Raw genomic sequence first — 21,704 nt, 5'->3', positions numbered from 1 at the left:
CTTCCCCCTCTACTCCACGGCACAAGGCGGGCAAAACACCCGTCCGTCCTTTTTAGTCGCCCGGTCCTCGAAAACGTACTCGCCGCAACGGCTGCACACCGCCAGGCACTTCACCCGCTGCCGGGCAGGCGGTTCCACCGTCACCCGGCGGACTTGAAACAGGTCGGTCTCCGGCATTTCCATCAGCCGGTCAGAGATTTCCTCGCGCTTCCGGACGAACGCTTTCTGGTTCTCCTCGCCGGGCTCGGTCAAAGCCTTTTCCTGCAGGGCACGCAACTCCTCCAGCGCCAGGCCGGCCGCTATCAGGGCTACTCGTACGGCCTCCCCACCGGCCTCCCGCCGGGCAAAAGTATACACGTGCTTACCGTGGTCGGCAACCACCAGGTTGGCCTTGCCCAGAGTACAACCGGTTACAGCCTGGACGGCGTCCACAGCGCAGGCCCGGTTCTCGACCACACAGATAAGATCCGCACTCCGGGCGCCCGCCGGGTCAAGGCCCAGTTCCCGCAGGCCGACCTCAGCCGCCCGGAAGCCGACCACCAGTCCCGGACAGACGTGCCCGTGAAACTCAAGGGCCTTTTCCCAGGGACTTTGTACGCACATGCTTCTTCTCCCCCACTTCAGATACTGTTTCTTTTACAACGGGAGTATTCGGTCCCGCCAACCGGAATTCCTGCCCCGGCCACCGGCAAGGAAAAAAGGGCCGCACCCGGCCCTTCTCGTCCGTCAGGTTAAACCATCCGGTCAAAAGCCGTTGTTCAGCTCAAACTCCTCGTCTACCGGCTCACCTTCCCGCCCCAGAGTGAGTTTCCGGTCGGCCGGCGCGGTGTGTTCTTCGAATATCTGCACGGCCCCGAACTTGCATACCTCGACGCACCGGCCGCAGTAGATGCAGGCGAAGGGTTTGTACAGGATCGTCACGTCCGGGTCCTTTTTGTCCCCGATCTTTTTGATGGCCTGTGACGGACACACCCGCTCGCACAGGCCGCAGTACCCGCAGGTGAGAAAATCAATCTCAAGCCTTCCCCGGGCGCCCGGGAAGTACGCCCGCTTTTCAAACGGGTACTTGCGGGTGGCCGGGGAACCAGCTAGGTTTTTGGCGATGTTCGGAATCATCCAGGGCATTTCCACACCCCCGTTTTGCTATGGGTCGACCGGCGCCGCCGCCGGCAACTCACCTTTCGGTACACGACATGCACGGGTCGATCGACAGTACGATGACCGGAACGTCGGCGATCTCACAGCCGGGCAGCATGGTCAGCAGCGCCGGAATGTTGGCGAACGTCGGCGTGCGCACCTTCAATCGCTCCAGGCGCACGGTTCCGTTGCCCAGAGCGTAGTAGAAAAGCTCCCCGCGCGGCTGCTCGACCCGCATTACGGCTTCACCATTCGGGGAACCTTTCACCTTGACCCTGGTCTCGCCTTCCGGCAGCCGGTCCAGCGCCTTCAACACCAGTTCGTAAGCCTGATACGTTTCCCGGACCCGCACCATGGTCCGCGCGTAGCTGTCGCCGTCGGTCTCGACCACCGGCTCAAACTCAAGCTCGCCGTACGCCGCGTAACCGGTTGAGCGGGCGTCCCAGGTGCCGCCGCTGCCACGCAAGGTCGGCCCGACCGCGCCCAGAGTCCAGGCCTGATCCTTCGGCAGCACACCCCTGCCTACCGTGCGGGACTTGATGGTGTAGTCATGCTTGAACACTGGGATCACGGCGTCGATCTGCGGCTTCAATGTTTTCAGCATTTCCCGCAGGCGGGCAGCCTGGTCGGCGTCGATGTCCCGCCTCACACCGCCGATGACGCAGGTGGACTGGATCACCCGCTGCCCGGTGGTCATCTCCAGCATATCGAGCACGATCTCCCGGGCACGCCAGCACTGCATGAACAGGCTCTCAAAGCCGAAGGAGTCGGCCAGTAGCCCGAGCCACAATAGGTGGCTGTGCAGACGCGAAAGCTCGCTCCACATTACCCGCAGGTATTTGGCGCGGGGCGGCACTTCCACCTTCATGATCTCCTCGATCGTCTGGCAGTAAGCCATCCCGTGGATGAAACTGCAGATCCCGCAGATCCGCTCGCACAGAAACACATTGTTGATGTACGGGTTCCGTTCGGCCGCCTTCTCGATGCCCCGGTGCATGTACCCGATCGCCGGCAGCACCTCGACGACTCTTTCATCCTCCACGGTCAGCTTTAGCTGAATCGCTTCCGGGAGCACAGGATGCTGCGGGCCGAACGGAAAGGTCATCCTCGGCATAGGTTTGTCTATCCCTCCGTCTGAGTCTCGGGTTGGGTCTTCAATAGCGGCGCCCGGGGGCTATCCTCGCACAGGAGCAGCCGGCCCCCGAAATCCAGGGCGATACCGGTGATGTTGATTCCGAAGAACTCCTTCATCTCGTTCTCGATCAGCGCCGCGTTCAAGTGCAGGCCGGAGATACCGGGCAACTCCTCGTCCTTGCCGACCTTGACCGCGAGGCACACGAGATCCGGATCCTTGTGGAAGAAGTATTTCACCACGAAGTGCTCTTCCTGGTCCAGACACACCGCCGTGACCAACCGGCTGTTTTCATCCAACAGCCGCTGCACCGCGAAGCCCAGTTCGGCCTTGCCGACCGTGATCGTGTCCATAAACGACTTCACCACCGTCTACTTGATGTTACTTAGCTTATCCAGCGCCAGCACCACGCCATCGATAATGGCTTCCGGCCGGGCCGCACACCCCGGGACGTAGACGTCCACCGGGATCACCCGGTCGATACCGCCCAGGATGTTGTAGCAGTTGTGGAACACGCCTCCCGTGGCCGCACACGCCCCAACCGCCATTACCAGTTTCGGCTCCGGCATTTGATCGTAAAGGTTTTTCAGTACCCGGGAGCAGCGCATGTTCGCCGGCCCGGTCACCACCAGCAGGTCGGCGTGCTTAGGGTTGCCGATATTCAATATGCCGAACCGCTCAACGTCATAATACGGCGTCAAACAGGCCAGGATCTCAATATCGCAACCGTTGCAACTGCCGGCGCAGTAATGCACGATCCAAGGTGACTTCACACGGGCTTTGTTGATCAATCCCACCGTTTGCGACTCCTCCTTGTTGCTTACACCCTTGCACCGCTGAACACGAACTGGATGAGGACGATGTTCAGCAGGACAAGCCCTACTCCAATACCCCAACTGATGGACAACATCCAGGTCCAACGGAGGCGGGCGGCGATGTTATCAACCACGAACTCTAGGAAGTAGGCGCCGAGTGCCAGGAGCACTCCCACCCAAAGCGGCTGGGCCCAGAAGAGGGCCACAAAGGCCAGGATCAGCACCAGTTCGTACCAGTGGGCCAGTTCAATGACGGCCAGGGTCCGGCCCGAATACTCGGTGTACACCCCCCGCACCAGTTCTTGATGCGCGTGCTCCGAGGCCGAGATGTCGAACGGTGACTTGCGGAGTTTGATGCCCAGAGCGATCAAAACGGCCGCGAACGCCAGCGGCAACGTCAAAAGGAGCGGCTGGTCGTACTCGAGCACCCCCGAAACCATGAAGGTGCCGGTCTGGAGAAAGATGGCCACGACTGCCAGAAGCAGGATCGGTTCGTAAGACAACATCTGCAAGAGCTCTCGGTGCGCCCCAATGTGCGCGTAAGGCGAACGCACGCTGTAAGCTCCGAACGCCAGGCAAGCGGCGGCGAACGCCAACACGAAAAAGATGATCAACAGGTCCTGGCCGGCGAACAGCATAAACACGGTGACCATGGTCAGCAGGAGATAACCCCAGACCCACACCACCGACGCCTTGTTCGGCACCGAAGGCGCCTTGCCCCAGAGCTTCAGAAAGTCGTAAAACTGCTGCCGTACCGGCGGGCCGATCCGGCCCTGCATCCGGGCGGTGATCCTCCGGTCGACCCCGCGCAGGAAACCGCCGACAAATGGCGCCAACACCAGGGCGGCAAGGCCGACCAATAGTTCCGTCAGGCTCACACGATCACCCCCACAAACAAGGCGGCCAGGAGCACAATTCCCGCTCCGTTCACCCACGCGTTCAGGCTCCGCTCCCCGAACACCCGGCCCCAGTAAAACCCTCCGGTCTCGATGGGCACCGCCTGGTCCCCCAACGATACGAACACCGGCCTCTCAGCCACCGCCTGGTGCTCGCCGCACAGGTACACCGGCCGGATATCCTCGGCCTGCACCCGGACCAGGAGCGCCGGTAAAAGGAGTGCCGCTCCGATGACAATAAACAACACCCACGGAGTGAAAAAGCCAAAAGCCGTTTTCAGGTGCCCTCCCGCCGTATCCAGTGCCGGGCTGTAGCCCATGGCCGCCCCGGCCGGATTTATGAGGTACGACACCAGGGGCGCCGCCAGTACACTAAGAATCACCCCGCCCGCTAGCAGGGCGGCCACAACCAGGTAGGAAAGCGACCCCCGCGGTTCCGCCTCCGCCGGTGCGGTTTGTGGATCACCTTCCCTGGTGGCCACGTGGCTCATCAGCCGGCCGATCCACCGGCACCAGAAGACAACCCCGGCCGCGCTGCCGATCACCAGGAAGGTCACCACCAGCGAAAACCAGCCCGTAGGCGCGGTGGCCGCCGCCTGGATGCCGGCCCACTTAGCGAACAGCACCCCGAATGGCACGAACAGCATCACGACCATCCCCATGATCGCCATCCCCGCCACGGCCGGCAACCGGGTAACCAGTCCCTCCATATCCTCGATGTCCCGGCTGTGGATGCTCTGTTCCATAATACCCACAGCCAGGAACAAGACCCCCTTGACCACCGCGTGGTAAATGATCAGGGCGATGGCCGCGGCGATGGCCAGACCGGTATTGATTCCGGCACAACAGATGATCAGCCCCAGGCTGGAGATGGTCGAATAGGCCAGCACCCGCTTGGAAACGTTCTGGCTGATGGCCAGGATCGAGGTGATCATAAAAACAAACGCCCCGAACACGGCGATGCCGGCCGAGAGGTAGGTCCCTTCGTAGCCCGGCGCCAGTCGGAGCACCAGGTAGACCCCCGCCTTAACCATGGTGCTGGAGTGCAGCAGCGCGGAGACCGGGGTCGGCGCCACCATTGCCCCTAGAAGCCAACTCTGGAAGGGGACCTGCGCCGCCTTCGTGAAGCCGGCGAAACAAAAGAGGGCCAGTGGCAGGAGCATGACCGGAGCCACGGTGCCGAATCCGGTCAGGTCGAGGAGCGAGAGCGTCCCGGATGCCTGGTACGCGAGGCTCATCCCGGTCACCAGCGCCAAGCCGCCCACCAGGTTCATCCAGAGCGCGCGCAGGGCGGACTGTTCCGCTTCACCGGTGAGATCGTGCCGGATGAGGTGGTAGCAGCAAAGCGTGGTCAGCTCCCAGAAGAGGAACAACCATAACAGACTGTTGGCGAATACAACTCCGTTCATCGCGCCCAGGAAGCCGACCAGGAAGAAGAAGAAAATGTGCTGCCTGGTGGCGCCGAGCTTCAAATGGTGCTCGTGGTTGTGCATGTAGTTCAGGGCGTACATCACGATCAGGCTGCCGACCACCGAGATCACCAGGCACATCACGACCGCCAGGAGGTCAACGTGAAACGCCGGCTGGACCTTATATCCGGACGGCAGCCAGGCGAACTTGAAGAGGCCGAACAACAACAGCTGCGCTGCCCCCAGCCCCAACACCAACAGGTGTTTGCGCGCCACGCCGACGTAGACGAAATACACCAGCACGGCAAGTTCAATAATCAGAATGAGTGTGTCCCAGTATCCAGAGGGGGTGAAAGTCAACGGTCCGTTTTGCAGGACCTGAGCCAGGAGCAATGCCGAGGCGGCGATCAAGGCACCGGATGGTAGGATAATCAGGGACCGCCGCAACCGCTCATCCTTGATCACCAGGCTTGCAGCGGCCGTTGCTACCGGAAGTAGGATAAGAATGGCGACCAGACTCTCGCCAGACATCTAGTTATTACCCCCCACCCAAATTTTCATAATAATCAATAAGTTAATTATGAAAAAAATAAAAAAGTTCGTGCGATTTTCTTGCTGGGTATAGAGATCGTAAATTATGTTACATTTGCGGCCAAGCCATTTTTCTATAGTGAAAATATTCTATCTTTTTGCTTCAAGCAAGTCAAGCGTTTTCCCGACCAAAAATGGTTTGATTATCACCGGAGCTTTACCAGCCTGTAATCGCGGGTGCCGAATCCCAACTGCTCCCCGTAAGCCAACTGCCGGGTCCAGTCGATATGGTGAAAGAGCGCTCGGAATTTGTCGGGGTTGTCCTCATTTCCCGCCAAACGGGAAGCACTTATGCCTGGCTCGGCGTTCACCAGATCCACGCAGGCTTGGTCCAGCGCGATCGGATCCAGGGAGGCCAGAATGCCGCTATCGCCGACGATCGGAGCGTCGCTGAAGCTGCAGCAGTCACAGTCGGGAGTTATGTTCGTCAGAAAGGTGATGAACGCCGCTTTCCCAACCTTGTCTTTGCCCGGACATAAAAAAACCGGACCCCAACGGGTCCGGCGAACAAGGATTTTCACCGGCATCTAGCGCGCGTAGCAGAAGCGGAAGGCTCCGAGGTCCCGAGCTACCGGCAGGGCGTGCAGGAAGCGGTTGGTCACCCAGGGTTCGAAGAAGAAGAGCGCCCCCCAGGAGGGGTCGTGTCCGTCCAGCGCCGCCTGGGCCGCCCGCACCGATTCGGGGGTGGCCGGGCGGTTGATGAACCCGTTCAAGACCGGTTCGAACTGGTACTTGCCGTTGGACCGGTCGTATATCACGTCGGCGATTGTATTGGGGAAAAGGTGAGACTTCACCCGGTTCAGCACCACGGCGCCGACTGCGACTTTTACCAGAAACGGCTGGCAGTCCGCCTCGGAGGTGATCAACCGGGCCAACAGGTCAAAATCCCGGGACGACACCGACCACCGGCTGCGCGCCACAGCCGCCGGAAACCCCCCGGCCGGAACCCGCAGGGTCTGTCCGGGATATATCTCGGCTTTGGCAAGACCGTTTAGACGCATGAGTTCGCGGTAGTCGGTTCCGTAACGTGAAGCGATCTTGAAGAGGGAGTCTCCGGGGCGCACCACGTAAGTGCCGGAGGCAATTGGAATGTTGAGCACCTGCCCGGGGTATATCGTGGTCAGGTTTCCAAGGCCATTGGCCGTCCTCAGCGCCTGCACCGTGACACCAAAACGCTGGGCGACCTTGAATAGAGAGTCTCCGGGGCGCACGGTGTAGGTGTTTTTCCCCGGAATGGTCAGAGTCTGCCCCGGGTGGATCTCGGTCCGGTTTCCGAGACCGTTGGCGGCGATCAAATCCGCCGTGGAAACGCCGTAACGCTGGGCGATCTTGAACAGAGATTCACCCGGAGCCACCGTGTGCGCGGCCGCAAAGGCGGTACCGGCGGAAAAGAGGACAAAAAGGCAGGTGCATAGGGTCGCACGTATCAGGCGTTGTAGCATCATTACCTCCCTGATGCCAGCCGTCTCCGGTCTCAAAGGCTTATAAACCGGTACCGGCTTGGGCTGCCGGTCCCTTGTTTTCCACCACCTCCCGCTCCTGTCTGCCGGAACCCAAGTTTTCCCGTCCTAGCCTGATTAACCAGCGATTCGGCTGTTTTACGCCATTATACCTGATTTTCTTCCGTTTTCCAGACCGTAAATATTGGAAAACCTTAGCACGCGCTGCCTCCGGAGGCTTGTCTTACCAATTCGATGAGTCTGTCCAGGGCCGTTCCGGCATTCTTAACCAGCAGCTTGATATCGTCCGGTCCCGCCCGGTCCACGTGCAGCCCAGCGACCACCACCACGATCCGGTTCAGTTCCTGGGCCGCTCGGGCGGCGGCCGGCCGGGCTACCTCGTCATCCTTGTGACCCAGTACCGGCACGACCGCCACGTTGCTGCTGACTCGCGAAGGGTCCTCCAGGCTCGGGCGCGGCATGCCGAGGGCCACCGCCCCGACGTGGGGGCGCTCACCGCCCAGAAGCTCCACGATCACCCCGTCCGGGGTGACGGTGGCCGCGGCGCGCACCACGTGCCGCCCTGTACCGGCGCACGCCTCGACCCGCCTGATTGATTCCGCATTCATCGTTAAATAAATCGGCTCCTTACCGGGCAATGTATCTACAAATCCAATCCGAAACAAGGAGGCACCCTGCAAATTACCGTCGGACATAAACTGCATGAAGTCGTGGAAGGGCGGGAGCAGCAGTAGTCATAACGGAGAGCACACGGGGCGCCCGCCGGGGCGCCCTTACTTTCTAACCAGCACCCGCAGATCCCCAAGCCGCTTGGTGTACCGCACCCGGTCAAAATGCTCCAGGAGCGGCAGAGTGTACCGGCGGGATGTCCCCAGGAGATTCCGCGCCTCCCCGACAGAGAGGCCCTCGTGTTCGGCCAGGTAATCCCCGATCCGCCTTCTGGCCTCCTCCACCGCCTCCACGTGAAAACACCACTCATTGTCGATCTTGACCAGCGTTCCCGCGCGGATCAGGTGGTGCAAATATTCCTGGCCCTCCGGTTCCGGGAGCCCCAGTTTCTCCAGGACCTGCGCCGTGGTCGGCGGCTGCATCCCGCCGACGCGGAACAGGCCTTCCATCTCCGCCAGCGTTTTCCTGGCTTTCTCCGGCAACTCCCGCCCGGCGAACTCTCTGAGGGCGACGCTCTGGGGGTAGAGGGTCACCACTCCGTCGGCCTCCAGGGCCTGCAGAAAGTCTTGGAACCTGGCCGTGGCAAACCCGGTGAACGCCCGGGAACGGAGTTCCTCCCGGGGGTGGCCCTCCCGCAGCGGGTATCGCCCGTGATAATCCTTGAGTATTCCGATCACCGCCCGCTCCCAGCGCCGGTAGTCGTCCGTGTGGGCCAATAATCCCCCGCCGGGCAGCCGGCGCAAGGCACCACCCGCCTCCAGTTCCCGGCACACCGCCGCGACCGTATCCGGCTCGAGCCCTGTGCCCTGGGCGACTTCGTTCTCGTTCAGGGGTGCGGGACCGCCCTGCAGGAACTGGCTGATCAACTCGCCCGGATTCCCTTTTTCCAGGGTGGCCAGCCGATCCAGCACCTGCGGCTGGTTCCGCTTGTGCCGCGGGGGGTTGGCGTCAATTACCCGCCCGCCGCCGATGGTGCGCATCGGAGAGTAGGAGCGGATCACGAATCGATCCCCCCGCTCGGCGACAGACTCCGCCTCCAGGATCACCTGTGCGTAGCACTCCTCCCCGGGCGCCAACTCGTCCCGGTCCAAGAGCAGCACCCGGCTCAGGATCTCGGCTGCACCTAGGTGGAACCGCACCCGAGCCCGGTTTTTGAGGGGACGGGGCGTATTCCCCAGCAGAAACAGCCGCACGTCCAGGCGGCGAGTAGGCTTGAAGAAACCGGCCGAAGCCAGCACGTCCCCCCGGTTGATTTCCTGGGTCTCCAGGCCGACCAGGTTCACCGCCACGCGCTGCCCGGGACCGGCCTTCTGCACCTTCTGATTGTGCACCTGGAGCGTGCGCACCCGGGAAACCAGCCGCGGCGGCAGCACCTCGACCGGGTCCCCTAGTTTCAGAGAACCGGAAACCAGGGTCCCCGTGACCACCGTGCCGAAACCGGTGATCGAAAAGACCCGGTCGATCGGCAGGCGCGCCGGGCCCGCCCCGGTCCGCTCTCGGAGCCCGGCCGTCAGCATGCCGATGGTTTCCCGGAGTGCGGGCAACCCCTCCCCGGTTACTGCCGACACCCTTAGCACCGGCGCGTCCTCCAGCACGCTGCCGGCCAGAAAGGCGCGCACATCTTCCTCCACCAGTTCCAGCCAGTCGGGTTCCACCAGGTCGACCTTGTTCAGGACCACGATGCCGCGCTCGATGTCCAGAAGCTGAATGATATCCATGTGCTCGCGGGTCTGGGGCATCACTCCCTCGTCGGCGGCGATTACCAGCAGTACCAGGTCGATCCCGCTGATCCCCGCCAACATTTGTTTTACAAAACGTTCATGGCCGGGCACGTCCACAATTCCGGCCCGTCTCCCGTCCGGGAGGTCCATGTAGGCGAAACCCAGTTCGATCGAAATCCCGCGCTCCTTCTCTTCCCGGAGGCGGTCGGTGTCGATCCCGGTGAGCGCCTTGATGAGCTGGGTCTTCCCGTGGTCGACGTGACCCGCCGTCCCGATGACCAGGTAATTCATTGCGGCACCCCCAGCACCCGGTCCAGCGTGCCGGTCAGCAGGACAAATTCGTCTTCGGCGATGGTCCGGGGATCAAGGCAGAGCCGCTCTTCCTGCACCCGGCCCACCACCGCCGGGTCCGCCGCGCGCAACCGGGCCGTCAACTCGGTCAACGACAGGGCTTTCGGCCGCACGGTCACCAGGACGGTCTTCGGCTGGGCGGTGGGCAGGGCGCCGCCGCCCACCTGGGAAAAGTCCTCCTCCACCCCGACTTCGGCCCGGTCCCCTAGGGCCGCCCCCAGGAGTCCGGCCAGCCGCCGGGCCTTTTCCGCCAGCACAACGGCTCCGACGGAGAGCATCCTGAGCGTCGGGATCCGTTCCAGGGCCCCCTCAGGGTCCAGGTACTCCCGGAGCGTCGCCTCCAGGGCCGCCAGGGTCATCTTGTCGACCCGCACCGCGCGGGTGAGCGGGTTCTTCTTCATCCGGTCCACAACCTCGCGCCGGCCCACGATGATTCCGGCCTGCGGCCCTCCCAAAAGTTTATCCCCGCTGAAGGTGACCACGTCCACCCCGGCGCCCGCGGTCTCCTGCACCGTCGGTTCGTAGGGATAACCGAACCGGCTTAAGTCTACCAGAAAACCGCTGCCCAGGTCGGACATCACCGGCAGCCCGTGCTCCCGGCCCAGGGCGACCAGTTCCTCCAGGCCGACCTCATGGGTGAAACCAACGATCCGGTAATTGGACGCGTGTACGTGTAATAGGAGCGCCGTCTCAGACGTGATTGCGTCCCGGTAGTCGCGAAGATGGGTTTTGTTCGTGGCCCCGACCTCCACCAGACGGGCCCCGCTCTGTTTCATGACCTCTGGGATTCGGAAGGAGCCGCCGATCTCCACCAACTGGCCCCGGGATACGATAACCTCCCGGCCCGCCGCCAGAGTGCTCAGGGCGAGCAGTACGGCCGCGGCGTTGTTGTTCACCACCAAGCAGGATTCGGTCCCGGTCAAAAGCTTCAGCAAATCCTCCACCAGTGCGTAGCGTGAACCTCTCCTGCCGGTCTCCAAGTTGAACTCCAGGTTGGAATAATGGGCGGCCGCCTCATGCACCGCCCGCAGCGCCTTGTCCGAAAGGACCGCCCGTCCCAGGTTGGTGTGCAGCACCACACCGGTCGCGTTAATTACCCGCCGCAAGGCCGGACGCGCCTTGGCGCGCACGGTTATCGTTACCTCTTGGACGATCGCGGCCGCCAACTCCTCTCGGCTGCCGGGCACCCGTTCCGGCTCCGCGCGCACCGTCTCCCGCCACTGCTGCAAGACTTCGCGGACCGCAGCCACCACGAGCGCGCGGGGGTGTTCCGCCAGAAGCATCTCCAGCTCCGGCTCCCGCAGCAGTTCATCCACCGCGGGGAGCCTGCGCATCACATCTCCCGTGTTCAACTCCAAAACCGCCGCCACCTCCCGCCTTTTCTCTGTAAGCCCTCCTAGGACCGGGTAAGGGCGAGCACCGCGCTGGTCACGCGCACGTTTGCCCCGTCCGCAGCTGTGCCCGGCGACTCATGACGTGCGAGCAACAGCCACTCGCCGGCCGGGAGCCCGAACTCCACCTTCCCGTCCGGGCCCGTCACTCCGTAGCGCGCCCCGGCCCGTCCGCGGCCGTGCACGTACACTTTGACTCCGCCGAGGGGCCGACCCCGGTACTGGATCAGGATTTCCTGCTCCCTCCCCGCAGGCTGCAGGGGCACGATTTCCATCTCCCGCCCGAACGATCCGGGCCAGGGTGTGTCCTTTTCGACGAACACCAGCCGCTTGGCGAAATGGCCGTAGCTGATAGTCCGGACCACTTCCTCCCCGGCCTGTTCCCCGGCCGCGCCCGGAAGGTGCCGGCCGTCCGTGGTGACCGACCAGACCCCCGGATCATACTCCCCGAGGAGCGCGTAGACCCCGCGCACCGTAGGGCTGAATTCAGCTGACAGGGTTTCGCCGTCTTCCACCAGGGCCAACTCCACCGGTTCCCCGCCGGGCGCCGCGACCCACAGGCGGGCGCGTCCGGGACTCGCCTTGCCCTGCGCCTCCATGTGGTGACCGTACTGGAACCGGCAGGCGACGGTTTTTCCCACGGACACCCACTGGGCGCAGTCGAGCCAAATGTTGTGCGGAGCCACAAGCATTCCTCCTAGAATTCAGAATCCAGAATCCAGAATGAGAACCATCCAGAAGCTGGAAGCCGGAATCCAGAATGAGAAACAGAACGTCGGACTCGGTATTTTGGTCACCGCTCTGTCCGGCCCAAAGCCGGACAAGCCCGGCAGTACCTGGAAAAGACGCCTGGGGCCAGCTTTAGATCCTTCCGCTCCTTCTGGATTCTGGATTCCCGTCCCTCCCTACAGTTTAACCCGGCGGCCGCGCCGGTGTACAATCGCTTTAGAATTCGCGCAGAATCCGGTATTCGGTGGTCCGCTGCGCCGGGACAAAACCCGCGTCGCGGATCATCCGGATGATCTCGGCCAGCGGCACGCAGTGCGCCGCTCCCGCCGCCCGGACCACGTTTTCCTCGAGCATTGTTCCGCCGAAGTCGTTTGCGCCGAAGGAAAGCGCCACCTGGGCCACTTTCGGCCCCTGGGTGACCCACGAGGCCTGCACGTTCGGAAAGTTGTCCAGCATAAGGCGCGACACGGCCAGCACTTTAAGGTACTCGTGACTCCCGGCGGCTTCCCCTCCGAGTTCGGTGTTGGGAGGCTGGTAGCTCCAGGGGATGAAGGCGGTGAACCCGCCGGTGCGGTCTTGGGCTTCCCGCAGGCGGACCAGGTGGCGGACCCGCTCGGCCGGCGTTTCCACCGTGCCGAACATCATGGTGGCCGTGGTACGCATTCCCAGCTCGTGGGCGGCATACATAACGTCCATCCACTCCCGCCAGGAGATCTTGCGGGGACTGATCAGGCGCCGCACCCGGTCCACCAAGATTTCGGCACCGCCTCCGGGCACCGAATCCAGGCCCGCCGCCCGCAGGGCCGCCAAAAGCGTACGCACCGAAAGCCCTTCCCGGCGGGCCAGATGTACAATCTCCGGCGGCGAGAACGAATGCACCTGCAGGCCGTCAAAGCGCGCCTTGACGGCCTCAAGCATTCCGATGTAGTACTCCAGCCCGAGTTCCGGGTGGAGCCCTCCCTGGATCAGTACCTGCGTTCCGCCCAGCCGCACCAGTTCCCCGATCTTCTCAATGATCTCCTCCACGGACAGCACGTAGGCGTCCGGGGCGTCCGGGGAACGGTAAAACGCGCAAAAACGGCAGGCCGACACACAAACGTTGGTGTAGTTGATGTTCCGGTCGATCACAAAGGTGACACGCCCCTCCGGGTGCCGCCGCCGCCGCGCCAGGTCCGCCGCCCGGCCCACGTCCAGGAGGTCGGCCGATTCCAGCAGGGCCGTACCCTCCTCCTCCGAGAGCCGCCTGCCAGCCGCCGCCTTTTCAAGGACGTCCCGCAGTTCAGGCAAGGTGTTCCCCCCAGATGGCGAGCCGCACCCGTTCCTCGGTCAGGCCCGTTTTGTACGCGTAGTCGTAGAAAGTCAAAAGCCCCCGCTGGTATTCGGCGTCGAAGTCGTACCGGACCAGTTTCAAGTAGTCCGCCACAAAGTCCCGGGGGAGGCCCGTCCGGTGCACGGCCAGGTCCAGCACCGCTTCGCGCTCCCGGATGCCGATCTCCCGGGCCCGCTGCAGCGCGGCCACCAGCCCGTCGGTTTCCTGAGGACGCTCCAAGGCGTAATCGCGCCGGACCACCCAGACGGCGAAAACCATCCGCTCCCCGGTGAACTTCTTCCAGGCCTCCCCGAGGTCGACCACCACGAGCGGCGCCCCGGTGTTCCTCACGTGCAGATAGGCGGCCAGGGCCTCGTCCCCGATCAGCAGGGCGGCGTCCGCCCGGGCCAGCATTTGCTCCAGGTCCGAAGCCGTGGTTTCAAACTGCACGTCCACGTGGTAGTAATGATGGAACAAGATTTTCAACAAAGCCGCGGCGCTGGCCGAGGTATCCGGCAGGCACACCTTTTTCCCATCCAACTCGGTCAGCGGCACTTTGCTCATCAAAAAGATGCTCCCCACCGGACCGTCCGAACTGATCGAGAGGCCGGGAACGATCAAGCAGCGGTCCGGGTGCCGGGCGTACTCGATGCTGGAGAGCGGCGTGATCTCCAGTTCCCCGCGCAATAAAAGCCCGTTCAGCCGTGTGGGCGGGCCCTTCACCAGTTCGGCGGGCACGTCGACCAGACCCCGTTCAAAAGCGTAGTAGATGGGCAGGCAGTTAAGGTAGTCCACCTGTCCCAGGCGGATCGGCGTTATCAGGCGAAATCCTCCCTGACCACGTTATACAACGTATCGCGTTCCACCGGCACCCGGCCCGCCGCCCGGATGAGCCGCAAGAGTTCCCCGCGCTCCAGACCATGGGCCGTCTGCCCACCGGCCGCGCGGGTGATTCGTTCCTCGACCACCGTGCCGTCGATGTCGTTGACCCCGAAGTTTAGGGAAATCTGGGCCAGCTTGGGTCCGATCATCACCCAGAAGGCCTTGATGTGGTCGAAGTTGTCGAGCATGAGCCGCGCCACCGCCAGCATTTTCAGATCGTCGTACCCGGTAGTGCCGGCGGGCACCTCCGGTTCGAGGGCGGTGTTCCACGGGTGGAAGGCCAGCGGGATGAAAGCCTGAAAGCCCCCGGTCCGATCCTGAAGTTCCCGCAGTTGTAGGAGGTGCTCGACTCGCTCCTCCAGCGTTTCCACATGCCCGTAGAGCATGGTGGCGTTGGTGCGGATGCCCAGCCGGTGCGCCGTCTCGTGTACGGCGAGCCACCGTGCACCGCTGATCTTTTTCGGGCAGACCGACTCCCGCACCCGGGGGGCGAAAACCTCGGCCCCGCCGCCAGGCAGGGAATCAAGGCCAGCCGCCCGGAGTTCGGTAAGTACATCCTCCAGCTCAAGCCCGTGCAGGCCGGCTAGGTAGTCCACCTCGACCGCGGTCAGGGCCTGGATGATCACGCCGGGGACGGTGTTCCGGAGCCGGGTGAGCATCTCCCGGTAGTAGTCCAGGTTCAGGTCGGGGTGCAGACCCCCAACGACGTGCACTTCGGAGATGCCGAGTGCCCAGGATTCGCGGGCCCGGGCCTCGATCTCGTCCAGGGACATCACGTAGCCGCCCGGCTCGCCCGGCTCCTTGCCGAAAGCGCAAAACCGGCAACCGTTCACGCAGATGTTGGTGTGGTTGATGTGCCGATTCACCACGAAGTATACCCGGTCGCCGTGTTTCTTGCGCCGGACGGCGTCGGCCAGCTGCCCGACTCCGATCAGGTCCGGGGACCGGAAAAGGATCACCCCGTCCTCCAACCCGAGCCGCTCACCATTCCGCACCTTCCCGGCAACCGCTTCGAGCCTATCGTCCACGAACCAGAAGTCCAAGCCAATCATTCCCGACCGGTGTTATTTAAGGTTACAACAAGCCTTTGCTAACTGATTAACACATCAGCCAGCGTAAAGACAAACATCGTTAATGAAAGCACCACGTTTACGTGGAAGAAGGCGACGTTGATCCGTGCCGGGTTCACGGGGTCGGCGATCATGTGCTCGTACATCAAGAGTCCCGCCGCGATCCCTACCCCGATGAAGTAGAACGTTCCCAGCCCCAGCATCAACCCGGCCGCCGCAAACAGTACTGGCGCCAGGACGTGGAAAGCCTGCGCGACCCGGAGGGCCCTGACGATCCCGAAGCGCGCTGGGATGGAGTGAATCCTGTGTTCACGGTCGAAATCGTAGTCCAGGCAGGCGTAGATGATGTCAAAACCGGCCACCCAGAACACCACCCCCAGGCCCAGCAGCACAGGGGCCAGGGTGAAGCCGTTCGCGATCGCGATCCAGCTCGCCACCGGAGTGATGCCCAGCGCCAATCCCAGCCAGAGGTGACAGGCCCAGGTGAACCGTTTGGTGTACGAATAGCCGGCCAGGATAAACACCGCGAGCGGGAAAAGCTTCGCGGCCAGCGGGCTTAATTGCATGGCCGCCAGCCCCAGCAGGATGAAAGAAAGCACGGCGTATACCCAGACCTCAGCCACCGACAGGATTCCCCGCGGCAGCGCCCGGTCGGCGGTGCGGGGGTTGGCCTTATCGATTTGCCGGTCAATGATCCGGTTCAACGACATCGCCCCGGTGCGCGCCCCGACCATGGCCAGGGTAATCCACAACAGGTCGTGCCCGCTGGGAATGCGGTGCTCCACCAGCAGAGCGCCGATATAGGCGAACGGAAGGGCGAACACCGTGTGCTCGAAACGAATCATCTGGGCCACGATGACCACGCGCTGCAACATCGCCGCTTAAAAAAGCTCCTTTTCGGGCCTAACTCGGCCGGGGTTTCGTCCCGGCCTGCACGGCCACAATCCCGCCGGTGAGTTTCGAATATTGTGCGTCCACCAGTCCCAGCCGCACAAACAAGTCCCGGATCTGGGCCTGGTGCGGAAAGTGTTCCAGAGACGCAGACAGGAAATCGTAGGGTCCCGAAAAACCCACCCCCAACCGGCCGATCAGGGGCACCACCCGATGCAGGTACAGGGAGTAAGCCTGCTTCAGTACCGGGAGTTCCGGTTTGGCCAGCTCCAGGCTGACCACTCTCCCGCCCGGCCGCACCACCCGCACCATCTCGGCGATGGTCTGCTCCAGGTCGGGTACCGTACGCAGGGCGAAACCGATCGCGGCCGCGTCAAAGCTGTGGTCCGGAAACGGCAGGTCAGTGGCCTCGCCGGCGGCCAGCTCGACCACTTCCCCCAGCGGTGTGCGTTCCAGGTTCTCCCGGGCCCGGGCCAGCATCTCGGGGCAGAAATCAAGCCCCACCACCCGCCCTTCCCGGCCGACAAGCCGGGCCAGTTCCAGGGCTAAAAGCCCCGTACCGCAGGCAACGTCCAGCGCCCGGTCACCGGGTTTCAGGCCGCACGCCGCAGCCGCGCAGCTACGCCAGTAACGGTCCTGGTTCAGGCTCAACACACTGTTCAACAGGTCGTACCGGTGGGCGATCGAGGCGAACATGGCCCGGACGGCCTCGGCCTTCGCTTCCGGAGAATCGCCGGGCTCTTGCGTCAGGCCGGTCACCGCCTCATCCCCCGGCCCCGGCCAGGGACCGTCCCGGCAAGTCTAACAGGTGGGTGACCAAGCCGTCAAGCGCGTCCCGCGACGCGCCAGGCGGAAGCCCCGCCAGCCAGATCCGGACCTCCTCCAGATAATGCCGGGCGTCGTCCTTCAAGCCCCGGTCCGTGAGACCGTAGCCCATACCCAGGTTATAACCGTAGCGGAACAACTCTTCGCGCGCCCCTTCCGGGGCATCCCCTTCCAGGCCCGCGATCACACACGCCTGGGCGATCAACTCGGCCGTCTCCTGCCGCACGGCGTCCATGACCAACGCAGGAGTGGCACACAAATGGATTCGCGCAATCGCCCCGTCGTGGATCCGGCACACCGCCTCCGACAACGGTAACAGCACCCCCGTCAGACCGCTCGAACCGACCAGGCCGAAAAACCGCCCTAGATAGTAATCCCCGATCAGCACGGCCAACCGCGTGCGGTCGTTGCCCGGACCGCCGCCCTCGTCCACCTGCTGGTGGACCCGCACACTCAGGAACAACAGCTGGACCATCGCCGCCAGGGCGACCAGCTTGGCGCGTACACAGTTGAACAGCCGGCCCGTCAGGAGCACCACCGCCGGCCGCAGGTCAACCTCGAGCGGCGGCAACTCCAACAGGGTGTAAATGTTGTGGTGCTCAGCCACCGGAAACCGGTCGGTCACGTCGGTAACCCGGTGCACTTCTTCCAGATCGGACCGGATGGAATCAAAGAGTTTCAAGGTCACGAAATACTAAAACCTCCGTATGAGGTTCCCCTGATATAGAGAAAATTCGTGCTCTTCCGAACATCTCCTCCTAGTAAACTTATACAGAATGGGCGGAAATAAACCGTTTCAAACAGAAAACCTTTGCGGTGATCATGGCTCGTTGAGGGGTTCCTTGCCACCATAAAAACAAATCGGCCCTGCAGTGTTCCTTTCGGAGTTGCAAGGCCCATTCAAGTGTCTCCATCCCTATGCGGCTTGGTACTAATAAATATCCCCCCTAATGATTAACCGCTTTTAATTCGGGCAGGGAATCCGGAATGATTCCTCTAACAGTTTCTTCCGCTTTAATTTGCTGGGCGTTGAAGCGGCTGCACAAGTAGTTGCACGCGTCCCAGGGATCGACCCGATCACCGCAGGTGAAAACGTCTACGGCCGCGTAACCCAACTCGGGCCAGGTATGGATGGTGAGGTGGGATTCGGAAATCACGACCACTCCACTGACTCCCTGGGGGCTGAACTTGTGAAACACACACTCCCTGACTTCGGCTCCGGCTGCTAGTGCTGCGTTGACCATTATCTCTTCCACTTTCTTGAGATCATTCAGTACGTTGAAGTCGCATCCGTAGATTTCTGCAAGTATGTGCCGCCCCATGGGTTTCATCGTCATTATCTTCCCCCTTCTGGATTAGAATTTGTTAGTTAAATCCAACGAAATAAATTCTAACATATACGGCGGGTTTGTCAACAGAATTTTTGGCCTGATTCGGCTAATTCCGCCATCTAAGGTCGTCTAGTGGCGACTACGTTTACCAGTCGTCCCACGTCTCCAACCTCCACCTCCACCCGGTCGCCGACCCGCAAGGGGCCCACCCCGGCGGGGGTGCCGGTCAGGATCACGTCCCCCGGTTCCAGGGTCATCACCCGAGATACAAAGCTTACCAGGGCCGCCGGACCAAAGATCAGGTCAGTGATGCAGGCACTCTGCCGCTGTTCCCCGTTCAGATAAAGGGCCACCTTGATCTGCTCCGGCGGTGGCCCCGCTACAATATACGGACCCAGGGAACAGAAGGTGTCAAACGACTTGGCCCGCGTCCACTGCCCGTCCTTTTGCTGCAGGTCCCGGGCCGTGACGTCGTTGGCCGCGGTATAGCCGAAAATGTATTCCGCCGCCCGTTCTGGGTCAAGATTCACCGCGCGCCGCCTAATCACCAGGGCCAGCTCGGCCTCGTAGTCCACGCGCGCCGACTGGGGCGGGAGCAGGATCTCCTCTCCGGGACCGATCACGGCGCTGGGCGGTTTCAAGAACAGGACGGGCTCTTCGGGAAGGGGATGGTTCAGCTCCCGGGCGTGTTCCCGGTGGTTCAGCCCCACGCACACGATCTTGGACGGGGTGCAGGGAGCCAGCGCTCGGACCTCACCCGGCCCATACACCCTACCGTTGGCCCATTCCGAATCAAGACCGCCGTCTAGCCGGACCACCGTCCCATCTGCCTTCAACCGGCCGTAGAAGGTTTCATCCCCGCGTGCAAACCGGCCCAAAAGCACCTCGGCTAGCCCTCCTCCTCCAGGAACAGGTACAAAAGCGGCGGAGCCCCAAACATCATCACCGTGGCCGAGGCCACCACTCCGGAATCATTGAATATAAGCGCCACCACACTGCCGACGGCGATGCCCACTAGCCCCTTGAACACGTAGGGGTACTGGTCCCGGAACGTCTGCATGCGGCCGATAGGGCGGTAGAACAGGAGAATCAGCCCGCCCAAGCTGGCCAGGTACACCCGGCTCCAAATGGTATAGCGCAAAAGTTTGAGATTCATAGAAACTTTACGTTTGACGATGTTATAGGCCTCCTGAAGGCCGCTCTCCAGATCGCCCCCGAACACCAGCCGCGCCGCCCGCCCAATGTGCGACTGCTGTTCAGCGCCCCGCATGAATTCCAGCGCCGTCAGCCCGGCCAGGAAGAGGAACGCCCCGCCGGCGCTCGCCAGAATCAGCCGCCGGGTGAAACGCACGTGCAAGAGCAAGAGTATAGTCACCAGGAAGGCGACCAACGCCGTGATGGTGCCGCCCATGTTCGCGCCGATCCCGGGGTTCGCTACCGCGAACAGGGTGATCAAGAACAGCGCGCCGGCGCCGCCCAGAACCGGGCCACGGAACCGGTGCGGCGTAAGGGTCAGGCTGCATACTGCGGTCAGGATCACCGCCCCGATCAAGACCCCCATGAACTCGTTGCCGATGCCGTAGAACCGGGCCCCGCCCAGCGGGTCATAGCTTAAAAGCGAAAACTTTTGCAGGGGTGCTCCCAGGAACAGGTCAATCAGAATCGCCAGAGCCGTGAGCCCACCCAGGAAGGCAAACGCACCCACCGCCGTATGCCGGCTCATCCGGATCGCCGCCGCCCCTACCGCCAGGGTGACCGCCACAATCTCCACACCCACCCACACCGGTCCCGGCTGCGGCAAGAGCGGCAGCAGGAGCGCAGCCAGCGGGAAACTCATAATCACGAGCAGTAGGGCCTGCAAGTATTCACGCCGCACGATGCCGATCTCCCGGAAGAGAATGGTGAGCAGGGCAGCGATTACCACGGCGATCTGGATGGTCATGTAGGTCTTGATGATCGGCACGCGGACGTTGTGGGTGAGTACCAGTTGGCGGTTCAGCGCCTGGAGCCCGGCGAGGTCGGCCGCACCCGGAATAACGGCGAGCGGCCGCCCGGTCATCTTCACCGGCGCGTCCACGTTCAGAAACCGCATCACGGTGGGGGCAAGGTCGATGTTGTTGACGATGCCCTCGCGCCTGGTGGAGTAAGACGTGATGGTGCCGCTACCCTCGGGCCCGATCATCAGGACCGGGCTCAAGGTGTTGCCAGCCGTGATGTCCACCGCCGGGGGTGTCGGGGACACGACCAGCAGAAGATCCCGCTCGGGAACCAGCTCCCGCCGCACCCGCTCGACGAATTCCGCACACCGCCCCAGGGAGGCCGCCCGCAACCCCGCCAGGACGTCCGGAAGCACGTTCGGCCTGGCCTCGTCCAGCCGGGAAAGGTCGCCCAATTCAATCACCAGAAAGTCGACTCCGGTGGACTCCCGAAACGCGGCAAACAACCGCTCGTAATCGGTGCGCACCCCCCCGGGAAACTGGGAGTCCGTGGTGAGCGTCTCGTCACCGATCACGCCCCAGTCCACGAGTCCCCGCCCGTCCATGGCGATCATAGCCGCCGGACGCCGCGGGATGCCGTCCCAATCCGCGTTGCCGAGCACCCCGGTCACCAGCCCGTTGGTCCGGAGCGTTGTGCCCAGGGCACCGACCTCCGCCTGGTAGGGGAGCGCCCGGGTAAGGTCCCAAATGCGGGCGATGCCCAGATGAACCACGCTCCCGTCCGGAGCCGTGACCCCGGTCCGGCGGGCGTATTCCTCTCCCGCCGGAATACGCTGCACCCACTCGTCGACCTCAAAGGCTAGAAAACCGGCCCCCGTGGCCACGATCCGGCTGCCCGCCCCGATGGAAGCATGGGTGTTCTCAACGTTCCGAATACCGCCCGAGTTCGTATTCATGAGTCCGAGTGCGGCCTGCGGCACAATGGTATCAAACGCCCCGGTCCCCAGGTCGTTCAGACTCATGCGGTCGATGACCACCATTACGACCCGTCCTTCGGCAGCGGCTGCCGGGTGGGCTCCAAAAAGGGCCGTGAAGAGCAACAGGGCCGCCACCAGACCCAGCCCCGGAATTCTCAAGGACGCACCTCTTCTCCATCAC

At 62.8% G+C, this 21,704-nt stretch carries 22 protein-coding genes; all 22 read right to left on the bottom strand.

The genetic code is table 11. The features are described from left to right. Positions 1-9: 9 nt before the first annotated feature. The gene (locus DAUD_RS05565; RefSeq protein ID WP_012302201.1) at positions 10-603 is read right to left on the bottom strand and encodes an FmdE family protein; all 594 of its coding nucleotides are present in this window, start codon (positions 601-603) and stop codon (positions 10-12) included. Between the two features lie 141 nt (positions 604-744). Then, a complete protein-coding gene (locus DAUD_RS05560; RefSeq protein ID WP_012302200.1) occupies positions 745-1,125 on the bottom strand; it encodes a 4Fe-4S dicluster domain-containing protein in 381 nt (126 codons plus the stop codon). 49 nt (positions 1,126-1,174) lie between these two features. Next, positions 1,175-2,251 (bottom strand): hydrogenase large subunit, encoded by a 1,077-nt coding sequence (locus DAUD_RS05555; protein ID WP_012302199.1) that lies wholly within the window; start codon positions 2,249-2,251, stop codon positions 1,175-1,177. Positions 2,252-2,259: 8 nt separating this feature from the next. After that, on the bottom strand, positions 2,260-2,622 hold the full coding sequence (locus tag DAUD_RS05550) for an NADH-quinone oxidoreductase subunit C (protein WP_012302198.1): 363 nt from the start codon (positions 2,620-2,622) through the stop codon (positions 2,260-2,262). An 18-nt stretch (positions 2,623-2,640) separates the two neighbouring features. After that, positions 2,641-3,066, bottom strand: a complete 426-nt coding sequence (locus DAUD_RS05545; RefSeq protein WP_012302197.1) for an NADH-quinone oxidoreductase subunit B family protein — start codon at positions 3,064-3,066, stop codon at positions 2,641-2,643. Positions 3,067-3,089: 23 nt separating this feature from the next. Continuing rightward, positions 3,090-3,962, bottom strand: coding sequence for a respiratory chain complex I subunit 1 family protein (locus DAUD_RS05540; protein WP_012302196.1), 873 nt, complete (start codon positions 3,960-3,962; stop codon positions 3,090-3,092). Continuing rightward, the gene (locus DAUD_RS05535) at positions 3,959-5,920 is read right to left on the bottom strand and encodes a proton-conducting transporter transmembrane domain-containing protein (RefSeq protein ID WP_012302195.1); all 1,962 of its coding nucleotides are present in this window, start codon (positions 5,918-5,920) and stop codon (positions 3,959-3,961) included. Before DAUD_RS05535 ends, DAUD_RS05540 begins: the two co-directional genes overlap by 4 nt. A 206-nt stretch (positions 5,921-6,126) precedes the next feature. Further along, positions 6,127-6,501: a DUF362 domain-containing protein gene (locus DAUD_RS05530; protein WP_166485128.1), complete on the bottom strand. Its 375-nt coding sequence runs from the start codon at positions 6,499-6,501 to the stop codon at positions 6,127-6,129. A 6-nt stretch (positions 6,502-6,507) separates the two neighbouring features. Further along, on the bottom strand, positions 6,508-7,425 hold the full coding sequence (locus DAUD_RS05525; protein ID WP_166485127.1) for a LysM peptidoglycan-binding domain-containing protein: 918 nt from the start codon (positions 7,423-7,425) through the stop codon (positions 6,508-6,510). Positions 7,426-7,634: 209 nt separating this feature from the next. Next, positions 7,635-8,048 carry a prenylated flavin chaperone LpdD gene (gene lpdD / locus DAUD_RS05520; protein WP_242647891.1) on the bottom strand — a complete coding sequence of 138 codons (414 nt, stop codon included), beginning with the start codon at positions 8,046-8,048 and terminating at the stop codon, positions 7,635-7,637. A 165-nt stretch (positions 8,049-8,213) separates the two neighbouring features. Beyond that, the gene (selB, locus tag DAUD_RS05515; RefSeq protein WP_012302192.1) at positions 8,214-10,121 is read right to left on the bottom strand and encodes a selenocysteine-specific translation elongation factor; all 1,908 of its coding nucleotides are present in this window, start codon (positions 10,119-10,121) and stop codon (positions 8,214-8,216) included. Next, entirely contained in the window at positions 10,118-11,539 is a 1,422-nt protein-coding gene (selA, locus tag DAUD_RS05510) for an L-seryl-tRNA(Sec) selenium transferase (RefSeq protein WP_012302191.1), read from the bottom strand. The genes selB and selA overlap by 4 nt, the downstream gene beginning before the upstream one ends. A gap of 38 nt (positions 11,540-11,577) precedes the next feature. Next, positions 11,578-12,258 carry a DUF4198 domain-containing protein gene (locus DAUD_RS05505; protein WP_012302190.1) on the bottom strand — a complete coding sequence of 227 codons (681 nt, stop codon included), beginning with the start codon at positions 12,256-12,258 and terminating at the stop codon, positions 11,578-11,580. 259 nt (positions 12,259-12,517) lie between these two features. Further along, positions 12,518-13,588 carry a cyclic dehypoxanthinyl futalosine synthase gene (gene mqnC, locus DAUD_RS05500; RefSeq protein ID WP_012302189.1) on the bottom strand — a complete coding sequence of 357 codons (1,071 nt, stop codon included), beginning with the start codon at positions 13,586-13,588 and terminating at the stop codon, positions 12,518-12,520. Beyond that, a complete protein-coding gene (locus tag DAUD_RS05495) occupies positions 13,581-14,420 on the bottom strand; it encodes a menaquinone biosynthetic enzyme MqnA/MqnD family protein (RefSeq protein WP_320408599.1) in 840 nt (279 codons plus the stop codon). Before DAUD_RS05495 ends, mqnC begins: the two co-directional genes overlap by 8 nt. An 8-nt stretch (positions 14,421-14,428) precedes the next feature. Beyond that, positions 14,429-15,544, bottom strand: a complete 1,116-nt coding sequence (gene mqnE, locus DAUD_RS05490) for an aminofutalosine synthase MqnE (protein ID WP_166485126.1) — start codon at positions 15,542-15,544, stop codon at positions 14,429-14,431. Between the two features lie 38 nt (positions 15,545-15,582). Then, positions 15,583-16,437, bottom strand: a complete 855-nt coding sequence (locus DAUD_RS05485; protein WP_012302186.1) for a UbiA-like polyprenyltransferase — start codon at positions 16,435-16,437, stop codon at positions 15,583-15,585. Positions 16,438-16,465: 28 nt separating this feature from the next. After that, complete coding sequence (locus tag DAUD_RS05480; protein WP_012302185.1) at positions 16,466-17,212, bottom strand: class I SAM-dependent methyltransferase; 747 nt, start codon at positions 17,210-17,212, stop codon at positions 16,466-16,468. A 4-nt stretch (positions 17,213-17,216) separates the two neighbouring features. Beyond that, on the bottom strand, positions 17,217-17,966 hold the full coding sequence (locus DAUD_RS05475) for a polyprenyl synthetase family protein (RefSeq protein WP_012302184.1): 750 nt from the start codon (positions 17,964-17,966) through the stop codon (positions 17,217-17,219). A gap of 259 nt (positions 17,967-18,225) precedes the next feature. Further along, positions 18,226-18,609 (bottom strand): adenosylmethionine decarboxylase, encoded by a 384-nt coding sequence (speD, locus tag DAUD_RS05470; protein ID WP_041571180.1) that lies wholly within the window; start codon positions 18,607-18,609, stop codon positions 18,226-18,228. Positions 18,610-18,728: 119 nt separating this feature from the next. After that, the gene (locus DAUD_RS05465) at positions 18,729-19,493 is read right to left on the bottom strand and encodes a fumarylacetoacetate hydrolase family protein (RefSeq protein ID WP_012302182.1); all 765 of its coding nucleotides are present in this window, start codon (positions 19,491-19,493) and stop codon (positions 18,729-18,731) included. 5 nt (positions 19,494-19,498) lie between these two features. Then, a complete protein-coding gene (locus DAUD_RS05460; protein WP_012302181.1) occupies positions 19,499-21,682 on the bottom strand; it encodes a hypothetical protein in 2,184 nt (727 codons plus the stop codon). Positions 21,683-21,704 lie beyond the last annotated feature (22 nt).

The sequence above is a fragment of the Candidatus Desulforudis audaxviator MP104C genome (assembly GCF_000018425.1).
In the GTDB taxonomy this organism is placed as follows: domain Bacteria; phylum Bacillota; class Desulfotomaculia; order Desulfotomaculales; family Desulforudaceae; genus Desulforudis; species Desulforudis audaxviator.
The sequence above is the reverse complement of the archived record's forward strand: the minus strand, read 5'-3'. Positions and strand labels throughout refer to the sequence as shown.

What these genes read in the sequence shown, in the direction of transcription:
- mqnE (WP_166485126.1), bottom strand. Translation starts at nt 15,544, where the DNA reads ATGATTGGCTTGGACTTCTGGTTCGTGGACGATAGGCTCGAAGCGGTT.
- DAUD_RS05560 (WP_012302200.1), bottom strand. Translation starts at nt 1,125, where the DNA reads ATGCCCTGGATGATTCCGAACATCGCCAAAAACCTAGCTGGTTCCCCG.
- DAUD_RS05550 (WP_012302198.1), bottom strand. Translation starts at nt 2,622, where the DNA reads ATGGACACGATCACGGTCGGCAAGGCCGAACTGGGCTTCGCGGTGCAG.
- DAUD_RS05565 (WP_012302201.1), bottom strand. Translation starts at nt 603, where the DNA reads ATGTGCGTACAAAGTCCCTGGGAAAAGGCCCTTGAGTTTCACGGGCAC.
- DAUD_RS05485 (WP_012302186.1), bottom strand. Translation starts at nt 16,437, where the DNA reads ATGTTGCAGCGCGTGGTCATCGTGGCCCAGATGATTCGTTTCGAGCAC.
- DAUD_RS05525 (WP_166485127.1), bottom strand. Translation starts at nt 7,425, where the DNA reads ATGATGCTACAACGCCTGATACGTGCGACCCTATGCACCTGCCTTTTT.
- selB (WP_012302192.1), bottom strand. Translation starts at nt 10,121, where the DNA reads ATGAATTACCTGGTCATCGGGACGGCGGGTCACGTCGACCACGGGAAG.
- DAUD_RS05535 (WP_012302195.1), bottom strand. Translation starts at nt 5,920, where the DNA reads ATGTCTGGCGAGAGTCTGGTCGCCATTCTTATCCTACTTCCGGTAGCA.
- speD (WP_041571180.1), bottom strand. Translation starts at nt 18,609, where the DNA reads ATGAAACCCATGGGGCGGCACATACTTGCAGAAATCTACGGATGCGAC.
- DAUD_RS05555 (WP_012302199.1), bottom strand. Translation starts at nt 2,251, where the DNA reads ATGCCGAGGATGACCTTTCCGTTCGGCCCGCAGCATCCTGTGCTCCCG.
- lpdD (WP_242647891.1), bottom strand. Translation starts at nt 8,048, where the DNA reads ATGAATGCGGAATCAATCAGGCGGGTCGAGGCGTGCGCCGGTACAGGG.